Origin of the sequence: Burkholderia sp. AU31652, from assembly GCF_002223155.1 — a bacterium.
Taxonomy (GTDB): Bacteria; Pseudomonadota; Gammaproteobacteria; order Burkholderiales; family Burkholderiaceae; genus Burkholderia.
Genome location: NZ_NKFG01000003.1, coordinates 1,532,393 through 1,545,739, shown reverse-complemented (window position 1 = coordinate 1,545,739; position 13,347 = coordinate 1,532,393). Strand labels below are relative to the sequence as shown.

General features: G+C 68.6%; 10 protein-coding genes. 4 read left to right on the top strand and 6 right to left on the bottom strand.

Going from position 1 to position 13,347, the window contains the following annotated elements:
* Window positions 1-7 precede the first annotated feature (7 nt).
* Window positions 8-892 carry an MBL fold metallo-hydrolase gene (locus CFB40_RS09700; protein ID WP_089431132.1) on the bottom strand — a complete coding sequence of 295 codons (885 nt, stop codon included), beginning with the start codon at window positions 890-892 and terminating at the stop codon, window positions 8-10.
* Window positions 893-1,140: 248 nt separating this feature from the next.
* On the opposite strand from CFB40_RS09700, the gene CFB40_RS09695 reads away from it, so the two are divergent.
* The 3 genes from CFB40_RS09695 (at window position 1,141) to CFB40_RS09685 (ending at window position 3,558) form a co-directional block, all read left to right on the top strand.
* Window positions 1,141-2,532, top strand: a complete 1,392-nt coding sequence (locus tag CFB40_RS09695) for a sigma-54 interaction domain-containing protein (protein ID WP_089431131.1) — start codon at window positions 1,141-1,143, stop codon at window positions 2,530-2,532.
* 229 nt (window positions 2,533-2,761) lie between these two features.
* Complete coding sequence (locus tag CFB40_RS09690; protein WP_089425514.1) at window positions 2,762-3,325, top strand: DUF2975 domain-containing protein; 564 nt, start codon at window positions 2,762-2,764, stop codon at window positions 3,323-3,325.
* Window positions 3,326-3,333: 8 nt separating this feature from the next.
* The gene (locus CFB40_RS09685; protein ID WP_027787308.1) at window positions 3,334-3,558 is read left to right on the top strand and encodes a helix-turn-helix domain-containing protein; all 225 of its coding nucleotides are present in this window, start codon (window positions 3,334-3,336) and stop codon (window positions 3,556-3,558) included.
* Window positions 3,559-3,717: 159 nt separating this feature from the next.
* Here the strand turns inward: CFB40_RS09685 and CFB40_RS09680 are convergent, their stop codons facing one another.
* The 4 genes from CFB40_RS09680 to CFB40_RS09665 form a co-directional block, all read right to left on the bottom strand.
* Window positions 3,718-4,746, bottom strand: a complete 1,029-nt coding sequence (locus CFB40_RS09680) for a MerR family transcriptional regulator (RefSeq protein WP_089431130.1) — start codon at window positions 4,744-4,746, stop codon at window positions 3,718-3,720.
* Window positions 4,747-4,864: 118 nt separating this feature from the next.
* Window positions 4,865-6,439, bottom strand: a complete 1,575-nt coding sequence (locus CFB40_RS09675; protein ID WP_089431129.1) for an efflux transporter outer membrane subunit — start codon at window positions 6,437-6,439, stop codon at window positions 4,865-4,867.
* A 2-nt stretch (window positions 6,440-6,441) separates the two neighbouring features.
* Window positions 6,442-9,588 carry an efflux RND transporter permease subunit gene (locus tag CFB40_RS09670; RefSeq protein WP_089425511.1) on the bottom strand — a complete coding sequence of 1,049 codons (3,147 nt, stop codon included), beginning with the start codon at window positions 9,586-9,588 and terminating at the stop codon, window positions 6,442-6,444.
* A complete protein-coding gene (locus tag CFB40_RS09665; protein ID WP_089425510.1) occupies window positions 9,585-10,694 on the bottom strand; it encodes an efflux RND transporter periplasmic adaptor subunit in 1,110 nt (369 codons plus the stop codon). The genes CFB40_RS09670 and CFB40_RS09665 overlap by 4 nt, the downstream gene beginning before the upstream one ends.
* Window positions 10,695-10,880: 186 nt before the next feature.
* Between CFB40_RS09665 and CFB40_RS09660 the strand changes: the two genes are divergently transcribed.
* A complete protein-coding gene (locus tag CFB40_RS09660; protein WP_089425509.1) occupies window positions 10,881-11,501 on the top strand; it encodes a TetR/AcrR family transcriptional regulator in 621 nt (206 codons plus the stop codon).
* 54 nt (window positions 11,502-11,555) lie between these two features.
* On the opposite strand, the gene CFB40_RS09655 is transcribed toward CFB40_RS09660, so the two are convergent.
* Window positions 11,556-13,289 (bottom strand): ClcB-like voltage-gated chloride channel protein, encoded by a 1,734-nt coding sequence (locus tag CFB40_RS09655; protein WP_218828874.1) that lies wholly within the window; start codon window positions 13,287-13,289, stop codon window positions 11,556-11,558.
* Window positions 13,290-13,347 lie beyond the last annotated feature (58 nt).

Below are 13,347 nucleotides of genomic sequence, written 5' to 3'. Positions count from 1 at the left end.
GTGTCGCTCAGATCGCGTCGAGCGGGATCTTCAGGTAGCGCACGCCGTTGTTTTCGGGCTCGGGCAGGTGGCCGGCGCGCATGTTGACCTGCACGGACGGCAGCATCAGCACCGGCATCGCGAGCGTGGCGTCGCGCGCGGTGCGCATCGCGACGAAATCGTCCTCGGTCACGCCGTCCTTCACGTGCACGTTCGCGTGGCGCTGCTCGGCCACGGTCGTCACGAACTGCACGTCGCGGCCGCCCGGCTGGTAGTCGTGGCACAGGTACAGGCGCGTGTCGGGCGGCAGGCGGAGCACGCGCGCGATCGAGCGGTACAGCGTGCGTGCGTCGCCGCCCGGGAAGTCGCAGCGCGCCGTGCCGTAGTCGGGCATGAACAGCGTGTCGCCGACGAAGGCCGCGCGCTGCGTCGCGTCGTCGACGCAGTAGGTCATGCACGCGGGCGTGTGGCCCGGCGTATGCAGCGCGCGGATCGTCAGCGCGCCGAGCGCGAGCGTGTCGCCGTCGTCGAGCAGCCGGTCGAACTGGCGGCCGTCCTGCGCGAAGCCGGGCCCCGCGTTGAACAGCGTGCCGAACACGTGCTGCACGCGGCGCACGTGCGAACCGATCGCGATCCGGCCGCCGACGTGTTCCTTCAGGTACGGCGCGGCCGACAGGTGGTCGGCGTGCACATGGGTTTCCAGCAGCCAGTGCACGTCCGCGCCAAGTTCGGCGACGCGGGCGATCAGCCGGTCGGCGCTCGCGGTGTGCGTGCGGCCGGACTTCGGGTCGTAGTCGAGCACGCTGTCGATCAGCGCGCACGCGCGGCTCGCGGTATCGAGCAGCAGATAGCTGACGGTGTGGGTCGCCGGGTCGAAAAAGCCTTCGACCGACAGCGTGGTGGCATGGCTCACGGGGTGTCCTCGATCGGGTTCTGCATCTGCAATCGGGATGGGTCACTCAAGAAGCGTGCCAGCGTGCGCCGACGCACCGGCCGATCCGCCCGGGATTTGATTCGGCTCGGGTTTTCGGGGCGGTTGCAGCGATGCGCGGGTGTTGGCGGCACCCGGCTGCGGCTTCTGACTGCCATGTTTGGCAGTGTCGTGGCAGAATTGGCAGTCTGCCTGGCAGTTCGTCAGGCTGCCTTTCACCGAGCGTCCGCATGAATCCGCACGACACCATCCCGATCGTCCCCGCGCCGCGCCGCGACGCCATGCCCGACGTGCGCGCGCTCGTCGCGTATCTCGAGCAGGACCCGCAACCGATGATCGTCGTCGATCCCGACTACCGCATCCTCGCGGCGAACGATGCGTACCGGCGCCAGTTCGGGGTCGCGGGCGTCGAGCACGTGGGCCGGCACTGTTTCCAGGTCTCGCATCACTACGACGTGCCGTGCGATCAGGCCGGCGAGCATTGCCCGATGAAGCAGGCGCTCGAATCGCGCGGGCTGAACCGCGTGCTGCACATCCACCACACGCCGCGCGGCCCCGAGCATGTCGACGTCGAATTGCGGCCGATCTTCGATGCCGACGGCAACGTGATCGCGTACGTCGAGCGGCTGACGACGGTGCGCAGCGCATCCGCGCAGCCGAGCGCGGAAGGGCTCGTCGGCGGCGCCGACGCGTTCAATGCGGCGCTCGGCGCATTGCAGCGCGTCGCGCCCTCGATGCTGCCGGTGCTGCTGCTCGGCGAATCGGGCACCGGCAAGGAGCTGTTCGCCCGCGCGCTGCACGAGGCGAGCGACCGCGCGATGGGGCCGTTCGTCGTCGTCGATTGTTCGGGGATCGCCGAGACGCTGTTCGAGAGCGAACTGTTCGGTTACGAGAAGGGCGCGTTCACCGGCGCGAACCAGCGCAAGCCGGGCCTCGTGGAGACCGCGCAGGGCGGCACGCTGTTTCTCGACGAGATCGGCGACGTGCCGCTGCCGATGCAGGTGAAGCTGCTGCGGCTGATCGAGTCGGGCACGTTCCGCCGCGTCGGCGGCGTCGAGGCGCTGCGCGCGGATTTCCGGCTGGTCGCGGCGACGCACAAGCCGCTGCGCGAGATGATCGACGACGGCCGGTTCCGGCAGGATCTCTACTACCGGATCAACGCGTTTCCGATTCCGTTGCCGGCACTGCGCGACCGGCGCGGGGACGTCGCGCTGCTGGCCGAGTCGATCCTGCGGCGGATCGCGAACGCGCGTGCCGGCGCGGGCGACGCGGGCGCGCGGCCGTTCGCGGCCCGGCCGTTCGTGCTGACCGAGCGCGCGCGTGCGTGTCTCGATGCGTATGCGTGGCCGGGCAACATCCGCGAGCTGCGCAACGTGCTCGAACGCGCGTGCCTGTTCGCGGACGACGGGACGATCCGCATCGAGCATCTGCCGGCCGAGCTGGTTGTCGCATCGGCGGTGCCGCAGGAGGGGGCGGCTGGTGTGCTGACGGATGCCGAACTCGTGCGGATCGCGAGCGGGTTCGCCGGCACGCGCAAGGCACTGGCCGAACGGACGGGAATGAGCGAGCGGACGCTGTACCGCCGCCTGAAGGCGCTCGGGCTCGGGTCGCGCGGTGGGTGAGCGGGGTGCAATGGCGGCGCGATGTGCCCATGCGGATAATGGCGCGTTCGATCCGGGGGCGTCTTCGTTCATGATCGGCGGGCGCGACGGTGCGTGCGACGCGCGCCTGTCGAGGTGAGTCGAACATGCCATGCGATAAAAAATCATTCCAGAGCAACGATTAATTATCGTTTTACGATAATTATCAGTGTACACTCGACGCACGTTCATTCCCCGTCGAGGACTTCACATGCATTCCGATCGCATTGCCCGTATCAGCCAGCGCATGGCTGCCGTCACGCTGTCGTTGATCGTCGGCCTGTTGGTGCTTAACGCAGCGTTCTGGGCCTTTCCGTCGTTGATCCTGATGCGTACCGGGCCCGGGTTTGCATTCGGCTTGTCCGACTCGGTGATCTCCAACCTGAACGTCGACGTCGCTGCGTTCCCGTGGTGGCAGAAGGTCGGCGGCTTTCTGTTGTCGGGCGTACCGCTCGTCGCGCTTGCGAACGGCCTGCGTCACCTGCGTCTGCTGTTCCGCACGTATGCGCACCGCGACTACTTCTCCGCGCAAGCGGCCGGCCATCTCGGCAAGACCGGGCGCGGGATCGGCCTGTGGGTATTGCTGAGCGTACTGTGCGAACCGCTCCTCAGTATGTGGGCGACGATGCTCGAACCGGTCGGCCAGCGCATGGTCAGCATCGGCTTCGGTCTGCCGTACGTCGTCGCGCTGTTCACCGCGGCCTGCATTGCCGTGATCGCACATATCCTCCGGCAGGCGAGTACGCTCGACGCCGAGCATCGCCAGTTCGTCTGAGGCGCGCCATGTCGATCGTGGTCAAGCTCGATGTGATGCTCGCGACGCGCAAGGTCCGCTCGAAGGATCTCGCGGCAGCCGTCGGCATCACCGAACAGAATCTGTCGCTGCTCAAGCAAGGGAAGGTCAAGGGCATCCGTTTCGCGACGCTCGAGGCGATCTGCCGCTATCTCGACTGCCAGCCCGGCGACCTGCTCGCGTTCAGCGATGACGGCGTCGGCGAGCCGGACTGACACGTCTCAACCGCCAGGTGCCGAAGTAGCGGGGCGCCGCAGGTCGTGCGTCGTCGCGCTGGCCGTGCGTTGCGCGCGGGCTGCAAATGGTGAAGCGGGCGGCACGCGGGAAACCCGCGTGCCGCCCGCACCGTCATGCGCTCAACGCGCTCGACGTGTTCATCGCGCTGGCGCAAGCTGCGCCATCGCGTCCCGCACGAAGCCGATCAACGTATCGTCGATCCACGAATCCTTCGTCAGCGACGGCTCGTTCGTCATCGCGTGGCGGAATTTCGCATGCGTGGCCGGATCGTTGCCCGCATAGCTGCAGAACAGCGTGAGCCAGCGCTGCGCGAGCGCGCGGCCTTCCGGTGAATCCGGCCGAGCGCCCGCATCGATCGCGTCGCGCACGTCGCCCATCAGTTGCGGCCATGCCATCGCGCTTTCACCATAGTGCGCCCGCATGAAGCGGATCTCGTCCGGCGCGAGATACTTCTCGAAGATCCGCATCTTGGTTTCCGACGACGCGCGCAGCACATAGTCGCGCAGCGCGGTCGAAATCCCGATCTTCGACTGCATCGCCGGTTCGTGTTCGTGCATCAGGTTCAGCTTCGCCAGCAGCCGTGGATCGCCGTTCGTGTCGCGCACGAGCAGCGCCATCCAGCGGCTGGCGAGCGCACGGGTGCGTTCGTCCTCGGCGGGCACGCCCGCGTCGTGCAGCGCACGCACCTCGTCGACGAGTGCGATCCATTCGGCGTCGCCCGCCTGGCTCTTCTGGTACATCGGCAGGCGCGCGAGTTCTTCCTCGGAAAAATATTTGTCGTACACGGTCATCAACTCCAGTGTGGTGAGCCAATCGGCCAGCTCCGGCTCCGTGCCCGCGGCGAGCTGCGCATGCAGGTTCACGAGCCGCTCGCGCAGCTGCGTGGTCTGCGCGAGCTGACGGTCGAGCAGCGCGATCTGCTTCGCGACGATCTCGACGAGCGGCGTGTCGGGCTGGTTCAGGTGGTCGCCGATTTCGGTGAGCGACAGGCCGAAGCGACGCAGCGCCTGGATCTGGTGGAGCCGGGCGATGTCGTGGCGGTCGTACAGCCGGTAGCCGTTGTCGGCGCGCGCCGAAGGCGTCAGCAGACCGATCGCGTGATAGTGATGAAGCGTGCGGACGGTCAGCCCGCTGCGTTTCGCCAGTTCTCCCACTTTCAGTCGCATTCGTTCCTCCATTCGGGTCGCACACTGGAGTCTCGAACGTTACGCTACGTGAGGGTCAAGCGGAAGATCGGAAATCGGGTACGCGGCGGGATTCCGCGCACCCGATGGCAGGGCCGGCTTATTGTGGAGCAGGCGGCGAAGGCGGGATGTCGGCGCCGGCGGCGCGCGCTTGCTGGCCGGTGGCGGACGCGTCGGCCGCCTTGCCGGTCTTGCCGGACTGGCCGGTCTTGTCGACCGGCGGCGTGCCCATCGCCTGGTAAAGCCGCGCGGTATCCGCGAACCGCGCGCCGGTCGCGCGGATCTCGTCGAGCCGTGCGTTGCGATACTGCAGCTCGCTGGCGCGCGCGGCCGACGGCGGCAGCGCGCCGAGCCGCACGCGGGCCGCCGCGTCGTCGTACGCGCCGCGCGCGGACAGCGCGGCACGGGACGACGCGTCGAGCGCCTCCGCATCGTGCTCGAGCGCGGCGAGCGAATCGGCGACGTTCTGGAATGCGCCGAGCACGGCCTGCTTGTACTGGTCGACGGCGGCCTCGTAGGTCGCCTTCGCCGCGCGGCGCTGCGCGAGCAGCGCGCCGCCATGGAAGATCGGCTGGCTCAGCGACGCGCCGACGTTCCAGATCGCGCCGGCGCCGGACAGCATCGTTGGCCAGCTGAAGCCGCCTTTGCCCATCGCCGCCGACAGCGACAGCTGCGGGAACATCTGCGCAGTCGCGAGGCCGACTTCCGCCGCGGCCGCCTTCAGCCCCGCGTCGGCTGCCTGGATGTCCGGGCGGCTTTGCAGCAGGTCCGACGGCACGACGACGGGCACCTGTTCGGGCAGGTGCAGATCGGCGAGCGTGAGGTCGGCCGGCGGCCGGTCGGGCGTGCGGCCGACCAGCACCGCGAGCGCATGGCGCGCCGAGTCGCGCTGCTGGCGCAGCGCGGGCAGGCTCGCCGCGAACGTGTCGGCGCTTTGCCGCGCGTTCAGCGCGTCGCTGCGCGAGGCGGAACCGAGCGCGTAGCGACGTTCGGCATCGTGCGCCTGGTCGTTGGCGAGCGCGACGAGTCGCTCGGTCGTGTTGATCTGCGCATTCAGCACCGACACCGTGATCGACGCGGTGACGATGTTCGCGGCCAGCGCGCGCCGCGCGGATTCGAGCTGGAACGCGCTGACGTCGACGCGTCGTGCCAGCGCGCGGTTCGCGAAACGCGACGCGCCGAACAGGTCGATCGTGTAGCTCGCCTGGAGCTGCCCGACGAACGTGTCGTACAGCAGCGTTGGCGCGCCGAGCGCGGGAATCGGCACGCCGAGCGCACGCTGGCGCGTGGCCTGGCCGCCCGCGTCGATCGACGGCAGCATCGAGCTGCCGATCTGCCCGCGCAACTGTTCGCGCGCGGCATCGAGCGAGTGGGATGCCGCGCTCAACGTCGGGCTGTTGCGCAGCCCTTCGTCGACGAGCGCGTTCAGCGCGTCGGAGCGGTACTGTTTCCACCAGTCGGGCACCGGTTGCGCGCCGACCTCGAACTGCTGCGTGACGCCTTGCGCGGACACGGTCTGCTGGACTTGCGGCGTGGCGCCATAGTGCGCGGGCGACGGCATCGCGGGCGGCTCGCCGCTCGGCGCGAACCAGGCGCAGCCCGCGAGCGGGCCGGCGAGGCTCGCCACCGCGAGTGCCCGCACGGCGTGTGTTTTCAGGTTCATCGATCGATCCATGGTCAGACTCCCGACGGCGCGGCAGGCGTGCCGCCAGGCGGCGGGCCGTCATGCGGGTCGCGTTCGTCGTGCTTCACGCGGAACCACGTCGCATACAGCGCGGGCAGGTAGAACAGCGTCAGCACGGTCGCGCTCGTGATGCCGCCCATCAGCGCGGTCGCCATCGGCCCGAAGAAGTTCGAGCGCAGCAGCGGGATCAGCGCGAGCACGGCGGCCGCGGCCGTCAGCGTGATCGGGCGGAAGCGCCGCACGGTCGCGCCGATGATCGCGTCGATGCGGCGGTGGCCGACCGCGATGTCCTGCTCGATCTGGTCGACGAGGATCACCGAGTTGCGCATGATGATCCCGAACATCGCGATCACGCCGAGCATCGCGACGAAGCCGAACGGCTGGCCGAACAGCAGCAGCGTCGCGACCACGCCGATCAGCCCGAGCGGCGCGGTCAGCACGACCATCAGCACGCGCGAGAAGCTCTGCAGCTGGATCATCAGCAGCGTGAACACGGCGATCGCCATCAGCGGCATCTGCGCATTGATCGACTTCTGCGCCTTCGCGCTTTCTTCGACCGAGCCGCCGATGTTGATCTGATAGCCGACCGGCAGTTGCGCGCGCAACGTGTTCAGCTTCGCGTCGACCGCATGGGTGACGTCGATGCCCTGCGCGCCGGCGCGCACGTCCGACTGCACGGTGATGGTCGGCTGGCGGTCGCGCTCCCACACGACGCCGTATTCGAGCGTCGGCTTGAAGCGGCCGAGCGAGCCGAGCGGCACGGGGCCGTTCGGGGTCGGCAGCGCGAGGCCGGCGAGCTTGCCCGGATCGACACGATCGGCCCGCGGCGCGCGCAGGTCGACCGCGATCAGCTTGTCGCGCTCGCGGTACTGCGTGACGGTCGTGCCGGACAGCGTCATCGCGAGGAAGCTCGACACGTCCTGCGACGTGACGTTCAGCTCGCGCGCCTTCTTCTGGTCGATCTCGAAGCGCACCGAGCGCTCGGCCGGCTCGTCCCAGTCGAACTGCACGTTGACGGTGCGTGCGTCGCCGCGCATCGTCGCCGCGACCTTCTCCGCGATCGAGCGGACCGTCGCGATGCTGTCGCCGCTCACGCGGAACTGCACCGGATAGCCGACCGGCGGGCCGTTCTCGAGCCGCGACAGCCGCGAGCGCACGGCCGGGAACTGCTCGCGCAACGTGGTTTCGAGCCAGGTCGCGAGCTTTTCGCGGTCCTTCACCGATTTCGCGGTGATCACGAACTGCGCGAAGTTCGGCAACTGAAGCTGCTGGTCGAGCGGCAGGTAGAAGCGCGGCGCGCCGCTGCCGACGAAGTTCACCGAATGATCGATCTCGGGGCGCTTGTCGATCACTTTCTCGAGCCGTTCGGTCTCGCGCAGCGTCGCCGCGAACGACGCGCCTTCGGGCAGCCGCAGGTCGACCAGCAGCTCGGGGCGATCGGAGCTCGGGAAGAACTGCTGCGGCACGAGCGTGAAGCCCATCAGCGCGACGACGAACAGCGCGCCCGTGATCAACAGCACGACGAAGCGCCGTTCGATGCACCAGTCGATCCAGCCGCGCAGCCGCCGGTAGAAACGCGTGTCGTAGATGTCGTGCTCGTGGTCGTCGGGCAGGTGCGCTTCATGCGCTTGCCGCTTGCGCTCGGGCAGCAGGTGGAAGCCGAGCAGCGGGATCAGCACGACCGCCGCGAACCACGACGCGATCAGTGCGATCGCAGACACCTCGAAGATCGAGCGCGTGTATTCGCCGGTGCTCGATTTCGCGAGCGCGATCGGCAGGAAGCCCGACACGGTGACGAGCGTGCCCGTCAGCATCGGGAACGCGGTGCTCGTATAGGCGAATGCGGCGGCGCGGGCGCGGGTGTAGCCCTGTTCGAGCTTCACGGCCATCATCTCGACCGCGATGATCGCGTCGTCGACGAGCAGCCCGAGCGCGAGCACGAGCGTGCCGAGCGACACCTTGTGCAGCCCGATGTCGAACAGGTACATGAAGAGAGCGGTGACCGCGAGCACCACGGGAATCGAGATCACGACCACCATCCCGGTGCGCAGGCCGAGCGACACGAGGCTCACCACCAGCACGATCGCGACGGCTTCCGCGACGGCTTCGAGGAAGTCGTCGACCGAATGCGCGACCGCATGCGGCATGCTCGATACCAGCGTCAGCTTGAGGCCGGCCGGCAGTTGCGCCTGCAGGTCCTTCGATTCGGCGTCGAGCGCCTTGCCGAGCCGGATCACGTCGCCGCCCGGCTGCATCGTGACGCCGATGCCGAGCACCGCCTTGCCGCCGGCGCGCATCTGCGTGACGGCCGGATCGTCGTAGCCGCGCTTCACCGTCGCGAGATCGCCGAGCCGGAACGTGCGGCCGTTGATGCGGATCAGCGTGTCGGCGATCGCGTCGACGTTGTCGAACTGGCCGCTCGGCCGCACGAACACACGGTCGTCGCTGGTCGTCAGCGTGCCGGCCGACGAGATGTCGTTTTGCGCGTTGATCGCCTGCCCGAGCTGCTGCGGCGAGATGCCGAGGCGCGTGAGCTGCGCATTGTTGACCTCGATGAAGATCCGCTGGTCGGGGTCGCCGAAATAGTCGACCTTGCCGACACCCGGCACGCGCAGCAGCACGGTGCGCAGCTGGTCGGCGTAATCGTGGAGCTGCGCCGGCGTGAAGCCGTCGCCTTCGAGCGTCCAGATGTTGGTGTAGACGTCGCCGAATTCGTCGTTGAAGAACGGGCCCTGCACGCCGGGCGGCAGCGTATAGCCGATGTCGCCGACCTTCTTGCGGATCTGGTACCAGGTTTCCGGCACGTCCTTCACGGGCGCTGAATCCTTCATCGTGAAGAAGATCAGCGATTCGCCGGGGCGCGAATAGCTGCGCAGGAAGTCGATGGCCGGCGTTTCCTGCAGCTTGCGGCCGATCCGGTCGGTGACCTGTTCCTGCACCTGCCGCGCGGTCGCGCCGGGCCAGAACGTGCGGATCACCATCACGCGGAACGTGAACGGTGGGTCTTCGGATTGCGCGAGGCGGGTGTAGGCAAGGATGCCCGCGAGCGTCGCGAGCGCGATCAGGTAGACGACCAGCGCCTGGTGGCGCAGCGCCCACGCCGACAGGTTGAAGCGGCCTTCTTCGTAGGAAACGCTCACGATGCGAAGTCCTCCGGATGCAGCGGCGCGATCGCGCGGACCTTTTCGCCCGCGCTGACCGTGTGCACGCCCTGCAGCACGACGCGTTCGCCGGGCTGCAGCCCGTGCGACACCGTCACCGTGCGCTCGTTGAAGCGCGCGACGTCGACGCGGCGCAGCTCGAGCGTGTCGTCCTTCGTGCGCACGACCCACACGGCCGGCTGCTGGCCGTCGTGGAACAGCGCGGTCGCGGGCAGCGTGATCGACTGCGCGTCGCCGGCGGCCGGTGCGCCGTCGAACGCGACGCTGGCCGTCATCCCGAGCCGGATCGCCGGATCGGGTGCGGCGAGCGTGAGCTTCACGCGATACGTGCGGCTTTGCGGATCGGCGGCCGGTGCGATTTCGCGCACCTTCGCGGCGAACGGGCGGCCCGGCAGCGACGGCAGCGTGACGGTGGCCGCGTGGCCCGGCGTGAGCGATGCAAGCGCGGCCTCGGGCACGTCGCTGACGACGTCGACGTCGCCGGACCACGCGAGCTGGTAGACGGCCTGGCCGGCCGACACGTTCTGGCCGGTGTCGGCCTGTTCGGCGGTGATATAGCCCGCGTGGTCGGCGACGAGTGTCGCGTAGCGGAGCTGGTTCTTCGCGAGCGCGAGCTGTTGCTGCGCCTGGTCGCGCTGCGCGAGCGCCGACGTGTAGCTGTTCTCGGTCTGCTCGAGCTGCGCGGTCGCGATCAGGTTTTCGCGCGCCTGCGCGCGATCGCGGTCGAGCTGCTGCTTCGCGAACGCGAGGCTGTGCGTCGCGGCATCGAGTTGCGCCTGCGCGCTCGCGGCGTTCTTCTCGACGTCGGACGGATCGAGCAGCGCGACGACCTGGCCGACCTTGACCGTATCGCCGAGGCGCACCTTGCGCTCGATGATCTTGCCGGCGATGCGGAACGAAAGCGGGGTGGCGTAGCGCGGCTGGATCTCGCCGGGGAGCGTGCGGGCGACGGCAGCGTCGTCGGCATGGGCGGGCAGCGCGACGACGGGGCGCGGGGCGGGCGGCGCGGATTCTTTCGGATGACAGGCGGCGACGACGAGCGCGGCGCCGACCAGCAGCGCGACGCGGGAACCGGAGCGATTCACGAAACCCCCAGATGAGGTGAGAGCGAGAGCGGAACGAAGCCGGCGAGCGCGGCGGGCGCTTGCCCCGAGCGGCGCCGGCACGGGCGTGCGGACACCATCTTTCAGAAACTGTGGCGAATTCTAATACACACCTGTATCTGAGTGCAAAGATGAATCCGAAAGGTAAAGGGTGCTAGACTGCGCGCCATGAAACCACAGCGCTTAACTCGCGAGCAGAGCAGGGACCAGACGCGCGAACGTCTGCTGATTGCCGCGCACCGTATTTTTCTGAAGAAAGGTTTTGTCGCCGCGAGCGTCGAGGACATCGCGGCGGCGGCCGGCTATACGCGCGGCGCGTTCTACTCGAATTTCCGCAGCAAGTCTGACCTGCTGCTGGCATTGCTGGAGCGCAATCACGCGGAGGTGCAGGCCGACTTCCAGGCGATCTTCGACGGGGGCGGCACGCGCGAGCAGATGGAGTCGATGTCGCTCGCGTATTACCGGACGCTGTTTCAGGACGACGAGTATTCGCTGCTGTGGGGCGAGGCGAAGCTGCAGGCCGCGCGCGACGCGAAATTCCGCGTTCGGTTCAACCAGTTCCTGCATGGCAAGCGCCTGCAGATGGCCGAGTTCATCCGGCGCTTCTCCGAGCGTGCGGGCACGCCGCTGCTGCTGCCGGCGGAGACGCTGGCGTTCGGGCTGATGTGCCTGTGCGACGGCGTGCAGTCGTACTACTCGGCCGATCCGCAGCACGTGTCGGCCGAGGTGGCCGAGTCGGTGCTGGCGGGGTTCTTCGCGCGCGTGGTGCTTGGGCGCGCGCCGGACTGAGCGGGCTCCGGCCTCGGGCCGCCTTCGTCACGCTGCCGGCGACGAACCGCCCGGTCAGCGCTCGCCGGTCATCCGCCGGTACGCATCGAGCAGCGACGTCTTGTAGACGACCCCGGCGAGCGTCGGCTCGGCTTCGCTTTCGATCACCGGCAGGCGTTCGCCCTGGAACGCCATGAACCGTTCGAGCGCGGTGGCGAGCGGCATGTCGGGCGTGAGCAGCGGAAACGGCGTGTGCACATAGTGCGCGGCCGTCTTGTCGGCCGTGTCGCGCTTGTCGAGCAGGTCCGACGTGATGTCCTTCAGCGCGACCGCGCCGCGAAAGCGCCCGGCGTCGTCGGTCACGTACAGATACTTCACCGGATATTCGAGGAACACGCGCGTCATGTCGGCGACGCTCGCGGTGAGCGGCACGACCGTCTGCGCGGGCTGGATCAGCTCGCGCATCTGCGTGGTGCGGATCCGGCTGCGTTCCTCGGCATCCTGGTGGTGGTGCAGCGTGATCTCGTACATCGACGTCGTGCCGGTCGCGCGCGCGACGAAGTACGCGAACACGCAGGACACCAGCAGCGGCAGCACGACCTGGTAGCTGAGCGTCATCTCGAAGATCATCAGGATCGCCATCAGCGGCGCCTGCGTGGCGCCCGTCAGGAACGCGCCCATCCCGACGATCGCGTATGCGAAGTACGCCGACGTGTGGCCGGGCCACACGGCTTGCATCGCGAGTCCGAACAGCGAGCCGAACACCGCGCCGACGAACAGCGTCGGCGTGAATACCCCGCCGATCGCGCCGGAGCCGACGGTGGCGGAGGTCGCGATCACCTTGAACACGAGCACCGCGACGAGTGCCTGCCAGGTCCACGGCGAATGGAGGATGAGGTTCACCACGCTGTAGCCGTTGCCCCACACGTCCGGCACCCAGACCGAGATCACGCCGACGACGAGGCCGCCGAGCGCGAGCCGCACGGGCAGCGGCACGGGCAGCCGCTTGAACCGGTTCTTCGACGCATCGAGCAGGTGCAGGAACTGCGGCGCGAGCACGCCGCACAGCGCGCCGAGCACGACGAACAGCAGCACTTCGGGGCCGGTGACGGCCGGAAACACCGGCATCTCGTACGGCGGCCGGTAGCCGGCGAATTCGCGCATCACGATGTTCGCGACGACCGACGAGACGATCATCGGCCCGAGACTTTCCATGGCGATGCCGCCGAGCACGATCTCCGACACGAAGAAGGCGCCGGCGATCGGCGCGTTGTACGCGGACGTGATGCCGGCGGCCGCCCCGCAGGCGACCAGCAGGCGCAGGCGCGGCGGGTCGAAGTGCACGAAGCGGCCGACCAGCGACGCGGCGAGCGCCGCGAGCTGCACCATCGGGCCTTCGCGGCCGATCGAGCCGCCGCTGCCGATCGTCAGCAGCGACGACACGCTGCGCCACAGGCTCTGGCGGACCGGCACGATGCCGTTGCCGAGCGCGACCGATTCCATGTAGTCGGTCTTGGCGGCCTGCTTGGCGCCGCGGGTCGCGAGCAGCAGCACGCAGCCGGCGAGGAAGCCGCCCGCGGCCGGCATCCAGAACCGCACGTACCACGGCAGGCGCTTGGCCATCTGCACGAAGCTGCCGCTTTGCCCGGAGATCAGGTGCTGCATCAGGTCGATGCCTTCGCGGAACGCCATCGTGGCAAAGGCGCCGCCGACGCCGACGATGGCCGACCAGATCAGCATCGTATGGGCGTCCGACAGGCGGAACAGCGTTTGGGCGCGAGTGCGCAGCTTCAGCAGGAACGAGAGCACGGCTGAAAGAGGGCGATGGAAAACGACGCGAAGCATAGCACTGCGCCGCGCCCGCGGG